This is a genomic window from Allobosea sp. OAE752, assembly GCF_050433265.1.
Taxonomy (GTDB): domain Bacteria; phylum Pseudomonadota; class Alphaproteobacteria; order Rhizobiales; family Beijerinckiaceae; genus Allobosea; species Allobosea spartocytisi.
This window is the reverse complement of record NZ_JBNPXO010000003.1, coordinates 307,640-330,805: the sequence shown is the minus strand read 5'-3', so window position 1 is coordinate 330,805 and position 23,166 is coordinate 307,640. Positions and strand designations below refer to the sequence as shown.

General features: G+C 67.7%; 20 protein-coding genes. 6 read left to right on the top strand and 14 right to left on the bottom strand.

The genetic code is table 11. The features are described from left to right. Positions 1-11: 11 nt before the first annotated feature. The 14 genes from GGC47_RS10715 to GGC47_RS10650 form a co-directional block, all read right to left on the bottom strand. On the bottom strand, positions 12-956 hold the full coding sequence (locus tag GGC47_RS10715) for an electron transfer flavoprotein subunit alpha/FixB family protein (RefSeq protein WP_142022064.1): 945 nt from the start codon (positions 954-956) through the stop codon (positions 12-14). Beyond that, a complete protein-coding gene (locus GGC47_RS10710; RefSeq protein WP_133564806.1) occupies positions 956-1,702 on the bottom strand; it encodes an electron transfer flavoprotein subunit beta/FixA family protein in 747 nt (248 codons plus the stop codon). The genes GGC47_RS10715 and GGC47_RS10710 overlap by 1 nt, the downstream gene beginning before the upstream one ends. 174 nt (positions 1,703-1,876) lie before the next feature. Next, positions 1,877-2,575: a rhomboid family intramembrane serine protease gene (locus tag GGC47_RS10705; RefSeq protein WP_038363723.1), complete on the bottom strand. Its 699-nt coding sequence runs from the start codon at positions 2,573-2,575 to the stop codon at positions 1,877-1,879. An 8-nt stretch (positions 2,576-2,583) separates the two neighbouring features. Beyond that, complete coding sequence (locus tag GGC47_RS10700) at positions 2,584-3,165, bottom strand: cob(I)yrinic acid a,c-diamide adenosyltransferase (RefSeq protein WP_142022063.1); 582 nt, start codon at positions 3,163-3,165, stop codon at positions 2,584-2,586. Between the two features lie 68 nt (positions 3,166-3,233). Then, positions 3,234-3,749 (bottom strand): acyloxyacyl hydrolase, encoded by a 516-nt coding sequence (locus GGC47_RS10695; protein WP_185747956.1) that lies wholly within the window; start codon positions 3,747-3,749, stop codon positions 3,234-3,236. A 232-nt stretch (positions 3,750-3,981) separates the two neighbouring features. Continuing rightward, positions 3,982-4,173: a twin transmembrane helix small protein gene (locus GGC47_RS10690; RefSeq protein WP_038363727.1), complete on the bottom strand. Its 192-nt coding sequence runs from the start codon at positions 4,171-4,173 to the stop codon at positions 3,982-3,984. Positions 4,174-4,249: 76 nt separating this feature from the next. Next, entirely contained in the window at positions 4,250-5,530 is a 1,281-nt protein-coding gene (locus GGC47_RS10685; RefSeq protein WP_051988119.1) for a glycosyltransferase family protein, read from the bottom strand. A 147-nt stretch (positions 5,531-5,677) separates the two neighbouring features. Then, positions 5,678-6,451: a polysaccharide deacetylase family protein gene (locus GGC47_RS10680; protein ID WP_185747955.1), complete on the bottom strand. Its 774-nt coding sequence runs from the start codon at positions 6,449-6,451 to the stop codon at positions 5,678-5,680. Continuing rightward, positions 6,448-7,590 (bottom strand): glycosyltransferase family 4 protein, encoded by a 1,143-nt coding sequence (locus tag GGC47_RS10675; RefSeq protein ID WP_142022062.1) that lies wholly within the window; start codon positions 7,588-7,590, stop codon positions 6,448-6,450. Before GGC47_RS10675 ends, GGC47_RS10680 begins: the two co-directional genes overlap by 4 nt. Positions 7,591-7,619: 29 nt before the next feature. Then, entirely contained in the window at positions 7,620-8,807 is a 1,188-nt protein-coding gene (locus GGC47_RS10670) for an ABC transporter permease (RefSeq protein ID WP_370954576.1), read from the bottom strand. Continuing rightward, on the bottom strand, positions 8,804-9,769 hold the full coding sequence (locus tag GGC47_RS10665; protein WP_038364407.1) for an ABC transporter permease: 966 nt from the start codon (positions 9,767-9,769) through the stop codon (positions 8,804-8,806). The genes GGC47_RS10670 and GGC47_RS10665 overlap by 4 nt, the downstream gene beginning before the upstream one ends. Positions 9,770-9,808: 39 nt before the next feature. Beyond that, positions 9,809-11,725 (bottom strand): ABC transporter substrate-binding protein, encoded by a 1,917-nt coding sequence (locus GGC47_RS10660; protein WP_370954660.1) that lies wholly within the window; start codon positions 11,723-11,725, stop codon positions 9,809-9,811. An 83-nt stretch (positions 11,726-11,808) separates the two neighbouring features. Further along, entirely contained in the window at positions 11,809-13,689 is a 1,881-nt protein-coding gene (locus tag GGC47_RS10655) for an ABC transporter ATP-binding protein (protein ID WP_038363734.1), read from the bottom strand. Positions 13,690-13,787: 98 nt separating this feature from the next. Beyond that, on the bottom strand, positions 13,788-14,780 hold the full coding sequence (locus GGC47_RS10650; protein WP_142022060.1) for a heparin lyase I family protein: 993 nt from the start codon (positions 14,778-14,780) through the stop codon (positions 13,788-13,790). A gap of 166 nt (positions 14,781-14,946) precedes the next feature. Here GGC47_RS10650 and GGC47_RS10645 point away from each other — a divergent pair, with 166 nt between their 5' ends. The 6 genes from GGC47_RS10645 to GGC47_RS10620 all read left to right on the top strand — a co-directional run bounded on the left by GGC47_RS10645 (position 14,947) and on the right by GGC47_RS10620 (position 23,152). Continuing rightward, the gene (locus tag GGC47_RS10645) at positions 14,947-17,682 is read left to right on the top strand and encodes an ABC transporter transmembrane domain-containing protein (RefSeq protein WP_051988122.1); all 2,736 of its coding nucleotides are present in this window, start codon (positions 14,947-14,949) and stop codon (positions 17,680-17,682) included. Beyond that, complete coding sequence (locus GGC47_RS10640) at positions 17,679-18,131, top strand: Crp/Fnr family transcriptional regulator (RefSeq protein WP_038363736.1); 453 nt, start codon at positions 17,679-17,681, stop codon at positions 18,129-18,131. Before GGC47_RS10645 ends, GGC47_RS10640 begins: the two co-directional genes overlap by 4 nt. 13 nt (positions 18,132-18,144) lie before the next feature. After that, the gene (locus GGC47_RS10635; RefSeq protein ID WP_142022059.1) at positions 18,145-19,962 is read left to right on the top strand and encodes an adenylate/guanylate cyclase domain-containing protein; all 1,818 of its coding nucleotides are present in this window, start codon (positions 18,145-18,147) and stop codon (positions 19,960-19,962) included. 87 nt (positions 19,963-20,049) lie between these two features. Continuing rightward, positions 20,050-20,712, top strand: coding sequence for a hypothetical protein (locus GGC47_RS10630; protein WP_038363740.1), 663 nt, complete (start codon positions 20,050-20,052; stop codon positions 20,710-20,712). After that, complete coding sequence (locus GGC47_RS10625) at positions 20,709-21,959, top strand: glycosyltransferase family 4 protein (protein WP_142022058.1); 1,251 nt, start codon at positions 20,709-20,711, stop codon at positions 21,957-21,959. The genes GGC47_RS10630 and GGC47_RS10625 overlap by 4 nt, the downstream gene beginning before the upstream one ends. Continuing rightward, the gene (locus tag GGC47_RS10620; protein ID WP_142022057.1) at positions 21,956-23,152 is read left to right on the top strand and encodes a glycosyltransferase family protein; all 1,197 of its coding nucleotides are present in this window, start codon (positions 21,956-21,958) and stop codon (positions 23,150-23,152) included. Before GGC47_RS10625 ends, GGC47_RS10620 begins: the two co-directional genes overlap by 4 nt. Positions 23,153-23,166: the final 14 nt, after the last annotated feature.

Here is a 23,166-nt window from a genome sequence, read left to right as displayed (position 1 = left end):
CAGTCCAAGTCTTACTTGCCGGCCTTGCCGAGTTCGGCGTCGAGCTCCGGCAGGACGGTGAAGAGGTCGCCGACGAGGCCGTAATCGGCGATCTGGAAGATCGGCGCCTCCTCGTCCTTGTTGATGGCGACGATGACCTTGCTATCCTTCATGCCGGCGAGATGCTGGATCGCGCCGGAAATGCCGACCGCGATGTAGAGCTCGGGCGCGACCACCTTGCCGGTCTGGCCGACCTGCCAGTCGTTGGGGGCGTAGCCGGCATCGACCGCGGCGCGCGAGGCGCCCATCGCGGCGCCGAGCTTGTCGGCGACGGGCTCGATCACCTTGGTGAAATTCTCGGCCGAAGCCAGCGCCCGCCCGCCCGAGATGATGATCTTGGCCGAGGCCAGCTCCGGACGGTCGGACTTGGCGACCTCCTCGCCCTTGAAGGACGAGTTGCCGGGGTTCTCGGCGGCCGAGACGCTCTCGACGGCAGCCGAGCCGCCTTCTCCGGCCGCCTGGAAGGAGGCGGTGCGGATCGTGAGCAGCTTCTTCGCGTCGGCGGATTGTACTGTCTGGATGGCGTTGCCGGCATAGACCGGGCGCTCGAAGGTGTCGGGCGAGACGACCTTGGTGACGTCCGAGACCTGCATCACGTCGAGCAGGGCGGCGACGCGCGGCAGCACGTTCTTGCCGGTGGTGGTGGAGGGGGCGACGATGGCGTCGTAGGCGCCTGCCAGCTTGACGATCAGCGCGGCCAGCGGCTCGGCCAGCGCGCGGCCGTAGGCCGCGTCGTCGGCGAGCAGCACCTTCTCGACGCCCGCGAGCTTCGCAGCCGCATCGGCCGCGGCCTTGGCGCCCTCACCGGCGACGAGGATATGGACGGGTGCGCCGAGCTGGGCGGCGGCGGTCAGCGCCTTGGCGGTGGCGTCCTTGACGGAAACGTTGTCGTGTTCGGCGATCAGCAGCGTGGTCATCAGATCACCCCGGCGGTCTTGAGTTTGGAGACGAGTTCGGCGGCATTGGCCACCTTGATGCCGGCGGAGCGGCCGGCCGGCTCCTCGGTCTTCAGCACCTTCAGGCGCGGCGAAACATCGACGCCAAGCGTCTCGGCCGAGGTCTCGTCGAGCGGCTTCTTCTTCGCCTTCATGATGTTGGGCAGCGAGGCGTAACGCGGCTCGTTCAGGCGCAGATCCGTGGTGACGATCGCCGGCAGCTTGAGCTGGACCGTCTGCAGGCCGCCATCGACCTCGCGGGTGACGTCGACCGAGCCGTCGCCGACCACGACCTTCGAGGCGAAGGTGCCCTGCGGCCAGCCGAGCAGCGCGGCGAGCATCTGGCCGGTCTGGTTGGCGTCATCGTCGATCGCCTGCTTGCCGAGGATGACGAGGCCGGGGGCCTCCTGCTCGACCACTTTCTTCAGGAGCTTGGCCACCGCCAGCGGCTCGACCAGCCCATCGACCTTCACGAGGATGCCGCGGTCGGCGCCCATGGCCAGGCCCGTGCGGATCGTCTCGGCGGCTTGAGCCGGGCCGATCGAAACCACGATCACCTCGGTCGCCTTGCCGGCTTCCTTCAGGCGCAGCGCCTCTTCGACGGCGATCTCGTCGAACGGGTTCATCGACATCTTGACGTTCGCAAGCTCGACGCCAGACCCATCCGCCTTCACGCGGATCTTCACGTTGTAATCAACAACCCGCTTCACGGGCACCAAGATCTTCATCGTCAGATCACCGTTCAGAAGAAATGCGCCTTGCGCCGCGCCGCCGGAGAGAGCGGGATGGCGGCATCGCGGCCTTCGGCTGGAATGCGGTCGGACCGTAGCGATGGGCATTTGCGCTTGTCAACGCCGTCAGCCGGCGCAATCCGGGCGGAATCGAAGCCGGGACGGGCAGTGTCATGGCTGCGCGGCCCGACGCCCGAACAGGGTGACGCCGCGGCGGATGAACAGGGGCGTCAGCGCCGCTCCGGTGGCGAGCCCGCCGAGATGGGCCCACCAGCCGATATTGCCTTGCGGATCGAACCAGGCCGAGGCGGCTTGGAAGACGATCCAGCCACCGAGCGTATAGACGGCCGGGACGTGGACCGGGATCCATTTGAAGGCGAGACCCCAGATCCGAACGCGCGGATAAAGCATCAGATAGGCGGCGATGACGCCCGAGATCGCGCCGGATGCGCCGACCAGCGGCTGCTCCGAATCCGGATAGACCAGCGCGTGCGCGAGCGAGCCGCCGAGCCCGCAGAGGAAGAAGAAGGCGAGGAAGCGGGCATGGCCCATCGCGTCCTCGACATTGTCGCCGAAGACCCAGAGGAACAGCATGTTGCCGATGAGATGTGCGAAGCTGGCATGGAGCAGGATGTTGCTGAAGGGGGTCAGCCAGGCCGGCGCGTGAACCAGCCCTTCCGGCAGTACGGCCGTGCCGAACAGCACCGAGGGGATCATCCCGAAGCCGGCCATCATGGCGATGTCGCTCTCCTGATGCGGCCAGTACCGGAGCGCGATCTGGATCACCGTGCAGGCCGCGACCAGCCCGTAGGTGATGAAGGCTGAGCGGGTGAAGCGCAGCGGCACGCCATCATAGATCGGGACGAACATGGCCGGCTCTAGCGGTTCTGTCCGGGAATCCAGAGAACGTCGCCACCGGCCTTCGCATTGAGGAAGCGGGATGCAACGAACAGGAAATCCGAGAGCCGGTTGATGTATTTAAGGGCCGGGCCCGAGACCGCCTCGCCCTCGATGGCGGCGAGCTCCGCCATCAGGCGTTCGGCCCGGCGGCTGACGGTGCGGGCGAGATGCAGATGCGTTGCCGCAGGCGTGCCGCCCGGCAGCACGAAGGAACGCAGCGGCGCCAACGTCCCGTTAAGCTGGTCGATCTCGTTTTCGAGCCGGTCGACCTGGGACTGCACGATGCGCAGCGGCTCGAAGGTGAGGGGCTTGTCGGTCTCCGGCGTCGAGAGATCCGCGCCGAGATCGAAGAGGTCGTTGCTGATGCGGCCGAGCATCGCGTCGACCTCGGCATCCTCGGCTGCGGCATGAAGCCGCGCCAGGCCGATGCAAGCATTGGTCTCGTCGACGGTGCCGTAGGCCGCGACCCGCAGGTCGAATTTCGGGCGGCGCGGGCCGGATGTCAGGCCGGTGGTGCCGTCGTCGCCGGTGCGGGTGTAGATGCGGTTGAGCTTGACCATGCACCGCTTATAGCGCGGCGCGGGTTCGACGGAAGCAGGCTCTTCGCCGCCCCGTCCTCATCCTGATGTCAGAAGGTGTAGCCGAGCTTGGCGCCGATATTGGCCGGGCCGCGCGGCGACGCCGTGCCGGGCTGGCTTGAGCAGCCCGCCGTGCTGAAATGCTCGAGCGTCGTGACGAGGTTCCAGCGATCGGACAGGCGGAAGCCGAGCGCCGCCGCCTCGCGCGTGCCGGCGTTGCAGCCGAGGCTCAGGCGATTTTCCGGGATGATCGCTCCGGTCTTGCCGTCATGGACCGCCGCCGCGAGGCTCGCTTCGACGAAGATGTCCTTGCTGATGTCAAAGGTCCAGGCCGCGCCGGCATAGGCGTAGCGGGTGCCGTTGAGGTTCACGCTGGAGCCGATGTTGAAGCGCGGGATGAAGGCGGCGGCGATGCGGTCGCTGAGCGGGACGAGGCGCGGCGACAGGACCTCGCCGGCGATATTGGCCAATCCGCCCTCGCGGCCGCCCGGATTCGCGAGGCCTCCGCCGATGCGCGCCTCCCAGGCGGGAGCGGGCGGTTCCGCGGCGGGCGCGTAGCTCGACACGGCCGGCGACAGTGATCTCGATTGTGCCCAGCCCGGCGAGCTGAGCAGGCAACCGGCAACAAGAAGCAACGCGACGCGAACCATGATCACCGGCGGAGAAGGGAAACTGGCGTTAGTGAAGCGCACACACTCGTGTTCGGATTGTGGCAAAGCCCTTCCTGAAGGCCTCGATCCACAGCGCCTTCGATTCGGAAAGTCAAATTGATTCAAATGTTTGCAACATCGTGGCCAATCACGGCCCGCTGCGCCACCAGAGCACGAAGACGACGATGACGATGGCAAGGAACTGAAGCTGGACGCGCAGTTGCATCAGCTTCTGCGAGGTGTTGGCGCTGCCGCCGCGCATCATGTTGATCAGGCCGAGCAGCAGCACCACCGCAACGGCACCGACGGCGATGGGGACGAGCGAATTCGAGAGCGTCATGACTGAGGCTTAATCCGCCGACCGGCACTTTGCCAGCATCGAGATGGCTGCCGCGGTGGTTGCAAGATGTCGCAGCTCAGCTCAAGGCCACGCTCGGCGCCAGGGCACGCGTCCGCACCGGCGAGGAGAGGTTCTCGGCGAGCGCGCGACAGATCGCGGGCAGGCCGTCGAGCAGATCGGGCACGAAGGCCTGTGACGGCGGCAGCCGCTTCGGCAGGGCGTGGAGCGCTGCCGCCATGACCATGGGGTCGCGTACACCGTCGCCGTCCTGGGCGGGGTCGGCCAGGACGTCGATCAGCCCCAGCTCCTCGGCGCGATGGGCGCGGATCGCCTGTTCCAGCCGCGGCCGGACTCGCGGCACGACGAGCGCCGGCTTGTCGAAGGACAGGATCTCGCAAAAGGTGTTGTAGCCGCCCATGGCGACGACGCAGTGGGCGCGGTTCATCAGCAGTTCGAGGCGCGGCTCGAAGCCGAGCCCTTCGAGCTTGGGATTGCGCGCGATGCGCTCGGCGAAATCCTTGCGCTTCTCGCGGGACATGAACGGACCGAAGACGATCAGCGCCGGCAGCGCGATCGTCGGGTCCGCCTCATAGGCCGAGATCACCCAGTCGATGACACCGGCACCGTCGCCGCCGCCGCCGGGCGTGACGAGGATGAAGGGCTGCTTGGTGATGCGCGGATAGCGGTTGGGCGGCATGGGCGAGGGCACCGCGCGCTTGAGATAGCCGAGATAGCGGGTCTTGGCCGAGAAGCGCTGTTGATCCGGCAGGCCGGCGAGCGGCTCGTAGACGCTCTCCAGCCCATAGACGAAGACGTCGTCATAGATGGTGTCGAGCGCTTCCAGCGCACCGCTGTGGCGCCATTCCTCGAGCAGCTTGCCTGGCTCGTCGAGCACGTCGCGCAGGCCGAGCACGATACGGGCGCCGCGCCGGCGCAGGATGTCGAGCGCGGGCTTGAGCTCGCCGCGCAGGCCGACGGGCTCCTTGTCGACGATCACGACGTCCGGATCGAAGGAGAGCACCGTCTGCTTGATGATGTCGGTGCGCAGGCGGATCGTGTCGTCGAGCTCGAGATTGAGGTGATGCGGGCCGTAATGGCCGTCGCTCTGCTTCTCGACGCCGGGGATGCGGACATAGTCGACGCCGTCGCCGAACTGGAAGCTCGAGATCACCGAGGAACCCGAGACGATGATGACCGAGATGTGCGGAAAGCTCGCGACCAGCGCGTTGGCGATGGCGCGGCAACGCCGGATATGGCCCAGCCCGAAGGTGTCGTGGCTGTAGATCAGCACACGCGGGGCGTGGGAACTGCGCGGGCTCCGTTCGGGGCCCACCAGATCAATGACATTGGACGACATGGGAACGCCGGCCTCCACAACGGGTCAGACGACTTCCTGGCGGGGCCGAGCACACCAGACAGCCATGCTGCAGCATGGTTGTACCCACCTATAGCGTGGCGCCGAGGGCGATCCAAGCCTGCCTGACCGAGGGAGATGCCGCTTTTTTCATGCCGTGCCGCCCCGGCCTATCAGGCTGCGCGGATCGGCGAGCGCGACGGCAGAGTGGCTGTCCGCCAGCGCAAGCAGGTCGCTGAGAAAAGCCCAGGCGGTTTCGTCGTGATCGCGATGGTGCAGGAGGAGGCCGAGCGTGTCGGGCCCTTGCGGCCGCCCGCGCCATTCCATCAGCAGATCCACGATTTCGGCGATCAATCCGGCGGGATTCCGGCCGATGCGCCCGCCATGCCAGTCCATCACGTCGATATGGGTGTTGAGGAGTTGAGGCCCGCCATCGGGGCCGTTGCGATGATCGCGGAAGCAGGACAGCGCCGTGAAGCCGAGCTCCGGCAGGCGGGCAGCATGGCCCGGATCGATGCGGTTCCAGGGTGGCACGAAGACCGGCAGGATGGCCTCGCCCAGCACGTCGCGCAGGCGCAACGAGGCTTTCACGATCTCGGTATCGACAGCCTCTGGCGCGCGATCCGGCCCGAATTCGGATTTCTTCGCCCCGGCGGGGGCATGGTTGCGATGCCAGCAGCCGTGCTGGCAGGGCAGGAGCGCCGGGCTGTCGCGCAGGCTCCCGGCAAGGGCGGTTTCCGCCAGCATGGGGATGACGGCGAGCAGGACCGGCACATGGAAGCGCTCGGCACAGGTTGCGAGCCGGTCGAGCGCGGCGCTGGGACCGACGGCGTCGTCATCGCGCAGCCAGAGCCGGAGTTGCCGGCCGGCGGCGTGCCAGTGGTCAAGTTCCTCGATGAGGGGAGACCAGAGGGCGGCGCTCATGGAGCCTCCCTTCCGGTCGCGGCGCGGCGCTTCAGGCTGCGGTTGCGGCAGGCGATGGCGAGGCCCGCCGCCAGCCTTTCGGCGGCCCGCTCCGTGGTGCGCTCGGTCAGCACGAAGCGACGCGCCTGCGCCCCCATGGCAGCGCGCCTGGCGCCGTCGCGCAACAGGGCCGAGAGCGTGGCGGCGAAGGCGGCCTCGTCGCCTTCCGGCACCAGCAGGGCGGTTTTCTCGGCCTCGACGGTGGTCGAGACGCCGCCGCTGTCGAAGGCGACGACCGGCAGTCCTGTCGCCTGCGCTTCGAGATAGACCAGCCCGTAAGCCTCGCGCATGCCCGGCCAGACGAAGACGTCATGAGCCGCGAGCTCGGCCAGCGCCCGTTCGCGGTCCAGCAAGCCGAGCCAGGCGATGCGCCCGGCGGGCAAGCCGGCGAAAGCCCGTTCGATCTCGCCGCGCTTGCGCCCGTCGCCGATGACGCTGAGGCTCCAGTCCTCGTCGCGGATGCGTTCGAGAATGCGGGCCAGCGCGAGATAGCTGTTCAGCTTGGTGCCCTCGCGCATCATCGCGATGGTCACGAGGCGCGGCGCGCCGCTGCGGGCGATGTGCCGGGGCGGCTCGCGGTCGAAGGCGACGAAGGGCGGCAGCGGCAGGAGCGCGGTCCCTTCCTGGCGCCAGGGCTCGAGCCCTTGCCGGTCGCGGTCGGTGAAGAAGAAATGCGTGTCGGCGGCCTCGAGCCCATGGCGCACGAGCGCCGTGTGGCGTGCCCATTCGCCTTGGGCGCGCTGCGCGGCGTCGCTTGCTTCGGCCGTGACATAGGGGATGCCGAGCGCGGCCGCGATCTCCGGGCCGAGCAGGTCCGGGGCGCGATAGTAGTTGTGGTAGGTGAACCAGAGATCGGGGGGCTCGGCCGCCCCGTCCCGCCAGGAGGTGAGCAGGCGCTCGCGCAATCCGGCGGCGTCGGCTTCGAGCCGGGCGAGGGCGGTCGCGTCTGAACCGGCCAGATAGCCCCGTCCCGCCTTCACCGGCTCGACGACATGGCCGAGCGAGCGCAGGGCCGCGACGAGCTGGCGCGCCATGCGGCGGTCGCCGGAGACGCCGTCATCGTCGTACAGGTTGAGCGGAGTGTGGAAAGCGATGCGCAAAGTCGGTTCGCAGGCGGCGTGGCGATGTCTCAGCGATAAGGATCGGCCGCGTCGCGCAGGCCGTCGCCGAGGAAGTTGAAGGCAAGGATGATCACGATCACCGGGATGACCGGATAGAGCAGCCAGGGATAGAGCGCCACCACATTGATGTTCTGGGCCTCGTTCAGCATCACGCCCCAGCTCGTGATCGGGGGCCGCAAGCCCAGGCCGAGGAAGGAGAGCGCCGTTTCGCCGAGGATGGTGCGGGGGATGGTGATCGTCGCCGAGGCGATGAGATGGCTCATGAAGCCCGGCACCAGATGCAGCGCGATGATGCGCCGCGGCCGCGCGCCCATGAGCTGGGCGGCAACGACATAATCCTCCTCGCGCAGAGAGAGCAGCTTGGAGCGCACCGAGCGGGCGAGCCCCGTCCAGTCCATCAGGCCGAGGATCACGGTGATGCCGAAATAGACCACCACCGGGCTCCAGGACGGCGGCATGATCGAGGCCAGCGCCAGCCAGAGCGGGATATGCGGCAGCGACTGCACGATCTCGATGATGCGCTGGACAACGAGGTCGACCCGGCCGCCATAGTAGCCGGCGATGCCGCCGATGATGACGCCGAGCACGAAGGAGATGCTGACGCCGATCAGGCCGATCGAGAGCGAGATGCGTCCGCCATAGAGGATGCGGGAGAGCATGTCGCGGCCGAGCCGGTCCGAGCCGAGCCAGAAGAAGGTGCCGCCCTCCGGCGGGCAGACGAGGTGCAGATTGCCCGGCACGAGCCCCCAGAAGCTGTAGCTGTCGCCGCGGCAGAAGAAGCGCAGCTTCTCCGGCCGTTCGCGATCCTCGGCATATTCGCGCTTCAGGTTCTCCATGTTGAGATGGAGCTTGAAGGGATAGACGAAGGGGCCGACGAACGCGCCCTCGTGGAAGAGGCGGACCTGCTGGCCGGGCGCGCGGATGAAATCCGTGTTGCGCGTGCTGTAGTGATAGGGCGCAAGGAACTCGGCGAAGGCCGCCATCGCATAGATCACGAAGATGAGGACGGCCGAGATCACCGCGAGCCTGTGCTTGCGGAACTTCCACCACATCAACTGCCATTGCGAGGCGAGATAGACCCGCTCCTGCTCGGCGGTCATCTCCTCGGTGGCATAGGGCTCGAACGGGGCCGTCGAGACCGCATGCGGCAGCGGCGCGCCCTCGGGCGGCAGATCCTTGAGCGAGTTCGCGGTCACTTCGTTGCAGCCCCCTGCAAGCGAATGCGCGGATCGAGGATGGCCAGCGCGATGTCCGAGATCAGCACGCCAATCACGGTGAGGAAGGAGAGGAACATCAGGAAGGAGCCGGCGAGATACATGTCCTGGCTCTGCAGGGCGCGGATCAACAGCGGGCCCGTCGTCTGCAGCGACAGCACGATCGCCACGACCTCCGCGCCCGAGACGATCGAGGGCAGGATGTCGCCGATATCGGAGATGAAGAAATTGAGCGACATGCGCAACGGGTATTTGCGCAGCGCCTTGCCCGGCGGCAGGCCCTTGGCGCGGGCGGTGGTGTAGTACTGCTTCTGCAATTCGTCGAGCAGGTTGGCGCGCAGCGCCCGGATCATGCCCGCGGTGCCGCCGGCACCGATGATGATGACCGGGATCCAGAGATGCTCCAGCACCGATCTGAGCTTCGCCCAGCTCATCGGCTGGTTGAGATATTGCGGATCGACGAGACCGCCGATCGAGAGGCCGAACCAGAGATTGGCGAAGTACATGAAGACGAGCGCCAGCAGGAAGTGCGGCACGGCAAGCCCGATCAGGCCGAGGAAGGTCAGGCCGTAATCGCCCCAGCTATATTGATGCGTCGCGGAATAGATCCCGATCGGGAAGGCCACGATCCAGGTGAACAGGATCGTGGCGAAGGAGACGATCATCGTCAGCAGGAGCCGGTCGCCGACGATCTCCCGCACCGGGCGCTGGTATTCGAAGGAATAGCCCATATCGCCGTGGAGCAGGCCCGCGACCCACCAGGCATAGCGCTCCACCGGGGGCCTGTCGAAGCCGTACTCCTTCTTCAGGAACTCGATGCGGCTCATATCGGCCTTCTCGCCCTGCGCCTGCATCTCGGCGGCGAGGGTCTCGAAATAATCGCCTTCGGGCAGGTTGATCACGGTGAAGATCAGCGCGCTGGTGACCAGCAGCGTCGGGATCATGATCAGGATGCGCTTGAAGATGTAGCGAAAGAGCACCGCTCAGCCCTCGCCGTCTTTCTTTCTACGAAACCAGAAGGTGTCTGGCATGTAGCGGCCGAGGAAGGCCCCGGGCTCGAAGCTGTAAAGCCCGTGATCGGGAACGTTGTTGAGGTCGCGCGACACCACGATGGGCTGCAGCGTGCTGTTGATGACGCCGATGGTGAAGAGCTGCTCGGCGTTGATCCGCAGCATCTTCTGCCAGATTTCGCGGCGCTGCGCCGTCGTCACGCTCATCCGCCATTCGTTGTAGAGCCTGACGAGCTCGTTCGCCTCGGGGAGCGACGGGCGCTCGCCTTCGCGGCCATTGGTCTCGATGAACTGGCCCCAGCGCGGCCACTGGAACTGGGCGGTGGAGGTCGGGGCGAGCGCGTCCGGCTCCATCTCCGGCGTGACCAGCGCGTTGTCCATGCCGGCCCAGGCCGACATGATCGTCTGCCCGGCGACGATGCGACGCCGGAAGACGTCACGCTGGCTCGAGCGCGGATAGATCTTGATGCCGACATCGAGAAAGTTCTGCTTCAGCAGGTCGAGGATGTCGGTCTCCTCGGTGTTCTCGCCTGCGGTCTCGATGGTGAATTCGAGCCGTCTCCCGTCGGGCAGGAGGCGCACGCCGTCATCGTCCCGCTTGGTCAGGCCGATCTCGTCGAGGAGCTGGTTGGCGAGGCCGGGATCGTGCTGGATCCAGAGCGAGGCGAGGGCCGGGTCGTAGAGCGGGCTTTCCGGCAAGGCCGTGTTGCCGCTTTCGCGGGCGAGGCCGAAGAAGATCACCTTGTTGACGTCGGTCCGGCTGATCGCGACCGAGATCGCCCGCCGGTAGCGGACGTCGCGGTTGAGGTCGCGCCAGACGGGGTCGATGGCGTTGAGATTGGGCAGCAGCGCGAAATAGGCGCCCTCGGCCCGTTTCCAGAGCTTGACCTCGAAATTCATCCGCTTCGAGGCTTCCTTGAGGAAGGTGTAGTTGTCGAAGCGGATGTAGCGCACCTGCAGGTCGGCCTCGCCGGCCGCGGCCTTGGCCGGGATGAGCGCGCTCGTCCCGATCGTCATCGTCACCTCGTCGGCATAGGGCAATTGCCGGCCGTTCTCGTCGATGCGGTGGAAATAGGCGTTGCGCTCGAAAACGAACTGCTCGGCGGGCAGGGGCGTGGTGTTGCGCCAGGGCTCGAGGGTCGGAAGCTTGGGGTTCTCGGGCCGGTACATGCGGGAGTTGCGCTCGTGCAGGGCGCCCCAGTCGCGAACCCGGTTCTCCTTGATCTTCGCGGCGAGCTCCTGCTTCAGCGCGTGGCGCTCGTGGAATTGCCGCAGATATTGCGAGGGCATGAAGATATAGGTCGGCTGGGCGGCGGCCAGAGCCGGCAGGAAGATCGGGTTGGGCGCCTTCCAGCTATAGCGGACCTCGGTCTCGCTCACGATCTCGAAGACCGGCGGTTCGCCCGCCGAGAACAGCGCCTGAGGCGGCCCGCCCGGCGACAGGCGCTTGTTGTTGGCGACATCCTCCCACCAGTAGCGGAAATCCTCGCTCGTCAGCGGTGATCCGTCCGACCAGCAATGCCCGGGCCGCAGGCGCAGCGTGAAGATGCGCCCCTCATCGACGTTGAAGCTCTCCAGCACGTCGGGGACGAGCTCGAGCTTGTCGTCGTAGACGACCAGGCGCGTATAGCCATAGAGCGTCATCATGCGCAGGTCGCGCTGGTCGCCCATCAGCAGGCGGATATTGCCACGGTGCCGGCCGGCCCTGCGCCCGAGGCTCGCCATGTCGATGACGCGCGGAACGTCCGGAATCCGGTCGCCGACCGGGGGCAGCGCGCCGGCCGCCACGCGGTCGGCGAAGAACGGGCTGTCGATCGCGGCAGGGGTCTGGGCGGCGGGAGCCTGGGCAGAGGAAGGCTGGACGGGAGGCTGCTCGGGCGCGGCGCGCAAGGCGCGCGGCAGGCCGAGGCCGGCGGCGGTGGCCGTTCCCAGAAGCAGCGCCGAGCGGCGCGTCGGAGGAAGGCGGCGCTTCGTCACGACACCAGCTCCTTCACATCGGCATTCGGCCGCGCCAGCACATAATGGCCGTCGCCGAGGGCCAGGTGCGTGAGCTCGCGGTCGTCCGCCCCGTGCTTGAAGGCGCTGCCCCAGCCGCTATCGTCCGAGGCGCCGCCGGGCGCGGCCAGCTTGAAGTCGAGCTTGCGGTCGAGATCGGCGAAGGGCACCGAGCGCAGCAGCGCCTTGGTGTAGGGATGGACGGGCCGGGTGAACAGCGTGTGGCGCGGCGCGAGCTCGACGATGCGGCCGTTGGCCATCACCGCGATGCGGTCGGCCATGTAGTTCACGACCGCGAGGTTGTGCGAGATGAACAGGAAGGTCAGGCCGCGCTCGGCCTGCAGGTCCTTCAGCAGGTTGAGGATCTGCGCCTGGACTGAGACGTCGAGCGCCGAGACCGGCTCGTCGCAGATGATGAGGTCGGGATCGAGCGCGAGCGCGCGGGCGATGCCGATGCGCTGGCGCTGTCCGCCGGAGAAGGAATGCGGATAGCGGTTGAGGAAGCGGGTATCGAGGCCGACATCCTGCATCAGCGCCTTGACCCGCTCGGCCTGTCCGGGCGCCTCGCCGCGCTCGTGGATGACCAGCGGCTCGCGCAGGATGCTCTTCACGGTCATGCGCGGCGAGAGCGACGAGACCGGGTCCTGGAAGATCATCTGGACGCGCGGGCGGAAAGCGCGCAGCGCCTCGCCCTCGAGTGCCAGCACATCGGTCCGCCGATGGCCGTCATCGAAGATCACCTCGCCGGAATCGGCGGTGACGGCGCGCATGACGATCTTGCTGACGGTGGTCTTGCCGCAGCCGCTCTCGCCGACGAGGCCGAGGCATTCGCCGCGGCGGATATCGAAGCCGACATCGTTGACCGCCTTGACGACGGAAAGGCTGCCCTTGCCGAAGAAGCCGCGCGAGCCGGTGACATAGGTCTTGTTCAGGTTGCGCACGCGCAGGAGCGGAGCCGCATCGGCGGCCGGCGCGGGCGCTGGCTTCGCCGCGGCGGGCGGACGGGCCCGGGCCTCGCGCAGGGCCACGAGCCGCTCGCCCTCCTGCATGTCGAAATGCGGCGAGGCTTTCAGCAGCGCCTTCAGATAGGGGTGGCGCGGGCGCCTGAAGATGTCCTCGACCTGGCCGCGCTCCATGATCTCGCCGTGGAAGATGACGACGACCTCGTCGGCCATGTTGGCGACGACGCCGAGATCGTGGGTGATCAGCAGGATCGCCATGCCCATCTCGGCCTGGAGATCGCGCATCAGGTCGAGGACCTGCGCCTGGATGGTGACGTCGAGCGCGGTGGTCGGCTCGTCGGCGATGAGCAGCGCCGGCTGGCAGATCAGCGCCATCGCCAGCATGGCACGCTGGCGCAGGCCGCCGGACAATTCGAAGGGGTAGAGCCCGGAGGCGCGATGCGGGTTCTTGAAGCCGACGCGCTTGAGCATCGCCTCGATCAGCTCGCGCGCCTGCGCCTTCGGCATCGGGCGGTGCAGGAGCAGGGCTTCCTCGATCTGGTTGCCGATGGTGTGGACCGGCGAGAGCGAGGACATCGGCTCCTGAAAGATCATGCCGATGCGGCCGCCGCGCAGCGCGCGGATGCCCGGGCCTTCCCGCGGCAGGGCGGCGATGTCGATCACGGCGTCGGGCGCGAGCGGGTCGCGGAACAGGATCTCGCCGCCGGTGACGGAGCCCGCGCGCGGCAGAAGCCCCATGATCGCCTGCGAGATCACCGATTTGCCTGAGCCGGATTCGCCGACCAGCGCGACCGTCTTGCCGGCGGGAACACGCAGGCCGACGCCCTTCACCACGTCGCGGGCGAGGCCGTGGACTGTGAAACCGATACGCAGATCGCTGACGCGAAGAATGTCCATGAACCGAACTTGTACTTCCCCTCGGGAGGTCCTTACCCTCACCTGACGTCACTAGACGTCGAAAGTTCCGTCTTGCCAATGGCTTTCGGCAGGCCGGATCACTCGGACGGACATTGGCCGGCGCGGATGACATCGCTGCAACGCGGGCCGCGGCGGAAATCGTCGTAGCTGATGCTCCAGGGCTGTACGTTCGGGGCGCGATAGGGACCGAATTTGAAATATTGATTACGGTCGAGGCCTGGTGCCGCGTGCCCGATGTGGCCTTTGACCGTGACGATCGGGATGCCGTCGGCCAGAATCTCGATATGGCCGTCGCCGGACGGGCCGGGCTGCGAGCGGACCACGAAATCGATCCAGCCTTTCTGGGCCGCAGGCAGGTCGGCATGGCGCGTCACCCGGATTCCGGGGGCGCAGGCGCCGAAATAGGAGGGATATTCCTCCGGCACCGAGCCGCTTTCGATGGCGACCAGCGCCCGTGTCTGGTGGACCTGCGGTCGGCTGAGCACGCGCGCCTCTCCGGGCAGGCAGCCTTGCGGGCGCTGCGGGCCGCCGATCGGATAGGATTCGACCAGGTCGGTCTCGACGGTGAAGCCGAGACGGCCCCGGTAGAGCCGCAGAGCCAGGAAGGGCGAGAAGTCGCCCTGCGCGTCGCGCAGGATCTCGCGCTTCCACTGCGCCATCACATATCTGCGATCATCCTGCGGCAGCGGATCGTTCAGCCGCATGGCGAAGCCGTACCAGACGGTCCGCGAGTAGGGGGCGAGAACCTCCGGGCGCTCCCAGACTTCGGCGCGCTCGCTGCATGCCTTGGCGCGCGGATCGCAGGACGGCATCGCCGTCAGGGTCAGCTCGCCCCGCCCGCGCAAGGGCGAGCGCGTGCCGAAAACAACCTGCCCGCCACGCTGTTCGGGGTTGTCCTTGTAGAAAAGGCCGCCTTCGGGCGCGAAACCGCGCTGCTCGAAGCCATCGGTCAGGACGAGGTCGGCCGGATCGGTCGGGGGTGTCGTCGCAGCGGGCTGCGCCGCCGAGAGCAGGAGCAGCGACAGCAACGCCGCGCGCCCGAGCCGATGCCTGACGGCAAGATCGCCCATATATCCCCCCGCATGCGACCGGCCCCGTCGCCGATCCACGCTTTCGCCGCTAACCGACGCACATTGTACAGCACCGCGTACTAACCATATATGGACACCCGCGGGGTGCGGTCTGCGGGGCATAATACAATCGGGCGCGTGTCCGCGCCGAACAGGATCGTCTCCTTTGGAGCCCAACCTTTTCCGCTACATCTGGCAGAAGAGTCGCGGCGAGCAGATCGTCGTCCTGGCGATCATCCTCGTGTCGATCCCGTTCAACTGGGCTTCGTTCGACGTTCCCAAGCGCATCGTCAACGACGCGATCCAGGGCGGCGCCTTCAAGGGCGGCCACACCACCGCGACCCTGATGGACCTCACGCTGCGCCTGCCGTCCTGGCTGGGCGGCGCCAGCGTCAAGCTGTTCGAGGGCTTCCAGGTCGGGCAGCTCGGCCTGCTGATCGGGCTTTCCAGCTATTTCCTGCTGCTCGTCCTGATCAACGGCGCCTTCAAATACGTCATCAACGTGCGCAAGGGCATCCTCGGCGAGCGCATGCTGCGGCGCATGCGCTACGACCTCTTCAGCCAGCTCATGCGCTTCCGGCCGGAGGATATCCGGGCGGTCAAGCCGGCCGAGATCGCGAGCATGATCAAGGACGAGGTCGAGCCGGTCGGCAGCTTCGTCGGCGACGCCTTCATCCAGCCGGTCTTCCTGCTCAGCCAGGCACTGACGGCGCTCGTCTTCATCATGGCGCAGAGCTTCTGGCTGGGCTCGATCGCGCTGCTGATCGTTCTGGCGCAGGCGATCATCATCCCGATCCTGCGGCGCGAGCAGCTTCGGCTCGGGCGCCAGCGGCAGATCGTCTCGCGCCAGCTCGCCGGGCGCATCGGCGAGATCGTCGATGCCGGTCCGATGATCCAGGCGCATGGCGCGACGGCCTATGTCCAGTCCGACATCGCCGGGCGGCTCGGGCGTCTCTTCGACATCCGCTACGCGCTCTACAAGCGCAAATTCGCGGTCAAGTTCCTGAACAACCTGCTGGCTCAGGTCACGCCGTTCTTCTTCTACGCGATCGGCGGCTATTTCGCGTTGCAGGGGCGGCTCGACATCGGCCAGCTCGTCGCCGTGATCGCCGCCTATCGCGACCTGCCACCGCCGATCAAGGAACTGATCGACTGGGACCAGCAGCGCAACGACGTCACCATCAAATACGATCAGGTCATCTCGCAGTTCAACAGCGACGACACGCTGGTGCTCGACGAGGAGAAGGCGGTGGCGCCGCTGCCGGCGACCGGCGAGGTCCAGGTCGAGGCGCTGCAATTGCTCGACAATCGCGGCCAGCCCCTGCTGACGCCGCTCTCCTTCGGCGTGCCACGCCCCGGCATCGTCGCGGTCGTCGGGCCCCATGGCGGCGGCAAGGATGTGCTCGGGCGCATCCTCGGCCGCCAGGCCACCAACTATACCGGCCGCGTCCTGATCGACGGGGAGCCGCTCGCGGCCATGTCGGTCGAGCGTGCGAGCCACATTATCGGCTATGCCGGCGACGAGGCCGAGATCATCGCGGGGTCGATGCGCGACAACATCCTGCTGCCGCTGCAGCGGCACCGCCCGGCCCTGAAGCCGGTGGGTGCGGTCACGCCGGCCGAGCATCGCCACTTCGTCGAGGCGATACGCTCGGGCAATTCGCCCTTTCCGTTCGAGGCGGACTGGACCGATTACGACGGCGCGGGCCTGGGCGACCGGGGCGCGCTCGCCAAGCGGGTGCGCGAGCTCCTCGACGTGCTGGGCTGCACCGAGGACGTCTACAGCCTCGGCCTTGGCGGCAAGGTGATGCCGCCGCTCAGCGAGGAGGGGACGCAGCGCTTGATCGAGGCGCGTCGCGCGGTCGCCCACGAGCTCGCGCGCACCGATCTCGGCGAGCTGATCGAGCCCTTCGTCGCCGATCGCTACAACGCCAATGCGAGCGTGGCGGAAAACCTGATCTTCGGGACGCGGACGACGCCGCGCTTCGACAATGCGACCTTGCTGTTCGAGCCCTATGCCCATGCGATCCTGAAGGCGGAGGCCTTGATCGAGCCGCTGGCGGAGATCGGGGCGCGGATCGTCGCGACCGTGGTCGAAATCTTCGCAGGGCTGCCGCAGGGCCACGCGCTGTTCGAGCGCTATTCCTTCGGGGCCAATTTCGAGCTGGAGCGGCTGGGCGAGCTTTCGGATATCCTGGCGAAGCAGGACATGCGCTCGCCGCTCGATCAGGAGAGCGAGCGCGATCTCGTCGCGCTTGCACTCGGCTATATCGAGCCCAAGCACAGGCTGAACCTGATCGACCAGCGCCTGCAAAGGCGGATTCTGCGGGCCCGCGCCAGCTTCCGCAAGCATCTGCCGGCCAATGCGGTGGACGATGTCGATTTCTACGACCCTGACAAGGTGATGTTCGGCGCCAGCGTGCGCGACAACCTGCTGTTCGGCCGTATCGGCTACGGGGTGGTCGATGCCGAGCGCAAGGTCGCCGATGTGGTCCATCGGGCGCTGTCGCGCGCCGGGCTCGAGGGCGCGCTCTATCGCCTGGGGCTCGACACGGAAAGCGGCATCCGGGGGCGTTATCTGCCGGCGCGGCTGCGCCAGGCGATCCCGCTGATGCAGGCCCTGATCAAGGCGCCGCAGATCGCGGTGCTCGACGTCACCGGGCTTTTGGCGATATCGGACGATCCCGCCGGCATCGTCGCCCGCCTGCGCGGCTATTGCAGCGGCATGACGCTGTTTCTTCTTGTGGGAGATGCTAATCTGGTCGAGGACGTTCCGTTGCGGGTGGTCTTCCACGGCTCGACCGGCTCGGTCGAGGCCGGAGCCTTGCCGGAGGCGGCGAACGATGCCGGCCGGCAGCCGCCTCGCTTCGAGGACGTCCAGCGGATGGAGGTACGGTCATGACGCTCGAAACCGATATCGCCTGCCTGCGTGAACTGCCGCTGTTCCGCGAGCTGCCGCCGTCCCGCCTCAAGCTCGTGGCGCTGATGGGCGAGCGGCTGAGCTTTCCCGCCGGAACGCTGCTCGTCCGCGACCAGGACCGGCCCGACGGGGTCTATGTCATCCTCCGGGGTGAAGTTGAGTTCTCGCAGAAGCGCGAGGACGGCGGCGGCCGCCGCTTCCAGAAGGAGGCGGGCAGCATCATCGGCGACGTCTCGCTGCTGAGCGGCAAGCGCTTCCTCGGCAAGGTCACGGCCGGCTCCGACGTGCTGGCCCTGCGGATCCCGAAGGATCTGTTCTTCGAGCTGCTGCAGACCGTGCCGGAGTTCAGCCTTGCCATCTGCCGGGATCTGGCCGACCGCGTGGCGCGCCTGGCAAACGTCCTGCTGCACGAGGACGAACCGGTTTTATGAAGCAGGCCAGCATATGAGTTTGCCACAGATCGCCGGCGCCAGGCGGGCAGCCATGGACGCCGGCATGCAGCAGGTATCGTCCTGGAGCCGCGACATCCGCCTGGTTTCCGGGCTGATCCTGCTGGCTTTCGCGACCACGCATTTCATCAATCACGCCGTCGGCATCTTCGGGCTGCAGGCCATGGAGGCGGTGCAGAACTGGCGTTACTGGCTCTGGCACACCTGGCCCGGCACGGTGGCGCTCTACGGTTCTTTCATCGTCCATCCGCTCTTCGCACTGGTGCGGGTCGCGCAGCGCCGAACCTTCAAGATGCCGGTCCGGGAGATGCTCCAGATCGCGCTCGGCCTCGCGATCCCGCTGCTGCTCGTCGATCACATCATCAGCACGCGGGTGATGGGGGCCTATTTCCAGGTCGACGAGAGCTATCATTCGATGCTGCGGCGGCTGTGGCCGCGCCTGGCCCTGTCGCAGTCCCTCCTGCTTCTGCTGGTCTGGACGCATGGGATGATCGGGATCCATTTCCTGCTGCGCTCGCGGGACAGCTACCGGCACTGGCGCGACGTCTTCCTGCTGGCGGCGATCCTGGTACCGCTGCTGGCGCTGATCGGCTTCGCGGTCGGCGCACGCGAGGCGCTGCAGATGGCGCTGCCGCCCGAGCGGATCAGCCAGGCGCAGGAGTCGATGTTCGACTTCAACGTGACCTGGGCGAAGGGGCTGTTCTACGGCCTCGTCGGCTCTTTCGTGCTGTTCGTCGGCGCGCGCGAGATCAGGGTGCGGACCACGCGGCAGATCACGATGCGCTTCGTCGGGCACGGCACGCGGCGATTGGCTCCGGGCCCGACCGTGCTGGAGATGTTCCGCCGTTTCGGCATTCCCCATGCGGCGCTCTGCGGCGGCAGGGCGCGCTGCGCCACCTGCCGCGTCTTGGTGATCGACGGCGCGGACACCCTGCCGCCGCCGACGGCCAACGAGGCCAAGCTGCTGCGGCGAATCTCGGCGCCCGATCGCGTCAGGTTGGCATGCCAGATCCGGCCGCGCGACGATCTCCAGGTCCAGATCCTGCTCGCCTCGCGCCTCAACGCCGCGCCGGGGCGCGGCCTCGAGCCGGACGCGACCATGGGCAAGCGCGACCTGACCGTGGTGGTGGCGGATCTCAGGGCCTTCTCCGCCCTGTCTGAGCGGCAATTGCCGCAGGAGCTCATCGGCCTGCTGAATCGCTTCTTCGACGAGATGGGCCAGGCGATCACCGCCCATGAGGGGCGCATCGACGCCTTCTATGGCGACGGCTTCATGGCGGTTTTCGGCCTGGAGGGCTCGCAGGCCAGGGCCGCGCAGGCGGCGATCGCGGCCGCGGCCGACATCGTGCGCGCCGTCGAGGCGCTCAACCGCGAGTTCGGCGCCGCGCTGCCTTTGCCGCTCAGGATCGGCATCGGCATTCACACCGGCAACGCCATCACCGGCGCGGTCGGGAACGACAATCTCGGCCGGCGCGAGATCACGGTCGGCGAGACGGTGATGATCGCGAGCCAGCTCGAATCGGCGACGCGCCGGGTGCTCTCCGATGTCGTCGTCTCGGAGGACACCATCCGGGCGAGCGGGCGCAGCTATGCCGGCACGACCGCTCTCAAGATCGCGATCAAGGGGCGCGAGAAGCCCCTCATCGCCTATGGCTTCGCCAGCGCGCCCGAGATCGCCAAGCGCAAGCGGGAGAGCGCGGCCGTTGCGGCGGCCCCGTCGGGCGCCACGGCCGGCGGCGAGGTGGCTGCGGTCGCAGAGGCAGGACCGGAGGGGGCTTCCGACGCTGCGCCCCCGAAGCCGCCCGCGCCCTGAGCCTGCCGGCTCGGGCTTTCGCGCCCCCTATCCATGGGTCATGACCGCCTCTATGGTCCGCCCGCCCTCATCCTATCCGAACGAACCATGACGCCAGAACCGCCCGTCGAGGCTTTCCACGACCTGCTGAAGGGCATGGCGGCCCTGTCGGGCAACCGTATCGTCGGCGACATCGCCCGGCTCTACGGCAAGGGCGCGCCGCCCGACCTCTCGATCGCCTGCAACCACAAGCAGATCGCCTCGAAGCAGTGGCTGGTCGAGGCCCTGGCCGAGACCTTGCCCAGGCCCGATGGCCCGGTCTGGGTGCTCGGCGCCTGGTATGGCGTGCTCGGCGCGCTGCTGCTCGACGACGACCGGCTCGATATCGGGCAGGTCGTCAGCCTCGACATTGATCCCACCTGCGCTCCGGTGGCCGAGACGCTGAACCATCGCCATGTCGCCACCGGCCGCTTCCGGGCCGTGACCGCGGATATGACGGAGCTGGATTTCGCCGCGCTTTCGCCGGCACCGGGGCTCGTCGTCAACACGAGCTGCGAGCATCTCGACGACGTGCCGGGCTGGCTTGCAAGCTTGCCGGCCGGGCTGCCGCTGCTGCTGCAGTCGAACGACTATTATCGGGAGCCCGACCATCGCAGCTGCGTGCCTTCGCTCGACGCCTTTCGCGAGCAGGCGGGATTGGCGGAGATCTGCTTCGCCGGAGCGCGGCCGACGAAGAACTACACCCGCTTCATGCTGATCGGCCGGCGATGAGCCGTTCTGCTCCGCCGCGCATCGCGATCGCGATGAAAGGTTATCCGCGCCTGTCGGAAACCTTCATCGCGCAGGAGCTGCTGGGATTGCAGCAGCGCGACGTCCCCTTCGAGATCTGGTCGCTGCGCCACCCGACCGATGCTGACCGGCATCTGATGCACAAGCAGATCACGGCACCGCTGCGCTATCTGCCGGAATATCTGCATGACGAGTGGGCGCGCGTGGCGCGCGGCATCCTTGCCGCGCTGCGGCGGCGGGGGCTGGTGCGACTGCTGCCGGTCTTCCTGCGCGATCTCGCCCGCGACCGCACGCGCAACCGCTGGCGCCGCTTCGGCCAGGCCTGCGTCATGGCGCGGGAATTGCCGGCCGATATCCGGCATCTGCATGTGCATTATCTGCACACACCGGCCTCGGTCATCCGCTACGCGGCGATGCTTCGGGGCCTGAGCTGGTCCTTCTCCGCTCATGCCAAGGACATCTGGACGACGCCCGACTGGGAGAAGCGCGAGAAGATCGCTGATGCCGCCTGGGGCGTCACCTGCACGCAGGATGGGCATGGCGAGCTGGAGCGGCTCTCCGATCCGCCCGGCAAGGTCGCATTGGTCTATCACGGGCTGGACCTCGCGCGCTTTCCAGCGCCCGTCGCCCGTTCGGTGCGTGATGGATCGGATGCGGCCGATCCGGTGCGTTTCGTCACGGTCGGGCGCGCCGTCGCCAAGAAAGGCTTCGACGATCTGCTGAACGCGTTGGCACGACTGCCCCGCCTGCTGCAGTGGCGGCTGACCCATATCGGCGGCGGCGAGATGCTGAAGGCGCTCAAGGAACAGGCGCGGGCGCTTGGCCTCGCGGACCGGATCAGCTGGGCGGGGCCGAAGGCGCAAGGCGAGGTGATCGCCGCCTTGCAGGAGGCGGACATCTTCGTGCTGCCTTCCAAACAGGCGGGAGATGGCGACCGCGACGGCCTGCCCAATGTCGTGATGGAGGCGGCGAGCCAGAAGCTGCCGATCGTCGCGACCGATTTCGCCGGCATTCCCGAATTCGTGCGGCCGGGCGTCGAAGGGCTGCTCGTGCCGCCCGGCGATGTCGATGGATTGGCGATGGCGCTGGCCGAGCTCGCCGGCTCGCCGGAGAAGCGCGCGGTGTTGGGGGAGGCCGCTTTCCTGCGATTGACGACATCCTTCTCGGCTGCCGCCGGGCTGGACCGGATCGCCGGCATGCTGCGGGCCTCGTCGGGCGAGGGCGCATGAGCGGTACGGTCCTGATTGTCGTCACGCATCTGCTCGGCAGCGGGCATCTGGTGCGGGCGGCGCATCTGGCCCGGGCGCTGGTGCGCGGCGGCTTCGCGGTGACGCTCGCCAGCGGCGGCATGACGCTGCGGTCGATGGAGGGGGAGCCCTTCGCTTTCGTGCAATTGCCGCCGGTCAGGACCGAGGGCGTCGATTTCCGCAGCTTGCTCGATGAGGCGGGGCGGCCAGTCGAGGCCGGGCGGATGGCCGCGCGCATCGCCATGCTGGAAGCGCTGGCGGCGCGTTTGCGGCCGGACGTCGTCATCACCGAGCATTTCCCCTTCGGCCGGCGGCAACTGGCGGAGGAGTTCCTGGCTGCGATTGCGGCCGCGAAGGCGGCGAACTCGGCTGCTCTGGTACTGGCCTCGGTGCGGGACGTGCTGGTGACGCCCAAGCCCACGCGCATCGCCGAGGCGCATGAGCGTATCGCAGGGCTGTTCGATGCCGTGCTGGTCCATGGCGAGGACGATTTCCTGCCGCTGGATCGATCCTGGCCGGTCGATGCCGGGCTCAGGGCCAAGCTGCGCTATACGGGCTATCTCGCGGACAGGCCGAAGCCTGCTCCAAGCATCCTTCGAGACGCCATCTCCGGCGAAATGGCTCCTCAGGATGAAGGCCTGGAGGGGAGGGGCGAAATCGTCGTCTCCGGCGGCGGTTCGGCTGCGGCCATGCCGCTGTTCGAGCTTGCTCTCGCCGCCGCGCGTTTGGGGCCGGCGACGCGGCGTTGGCGCATTCTCGTCGGGCGCGGCGTGTCGGAGGAGGCGTTCGGGCGCCTGATGGCCGGGGCGCCGGACCATGCCATCGTCGAACGCGCGCGGCCCGATTTCCCCGCTTTGCTCGCCGGCTGCGCGCTGTCGATCAGCCAGGCCGGCTACAACACTGTGCTCGATCTGATCGCGGCGCGGAGGCCGGCCATCGTCGTGCCTTTCGATGCGGGGGCGGAGACGGAGCAGGCTGTCCGGGCCGAGGCGCTGGAACGGGCCGGGCTTGCCCTGTGCCTGCGGCTGTCGGGCGCCGAGCCATTGACGGCCGAGGGGCTGGCTCGCGCCGTCGAGACGCAGATCGGGCGCCCCGTTCCGGCCGGCGGGTTTCGGCCCGATGACGGAGGACGCGCCGTCGCGGCGGTGAAACGGCTGCTGCGGGAGCGGCGTTGAGATGTCCGGGACAC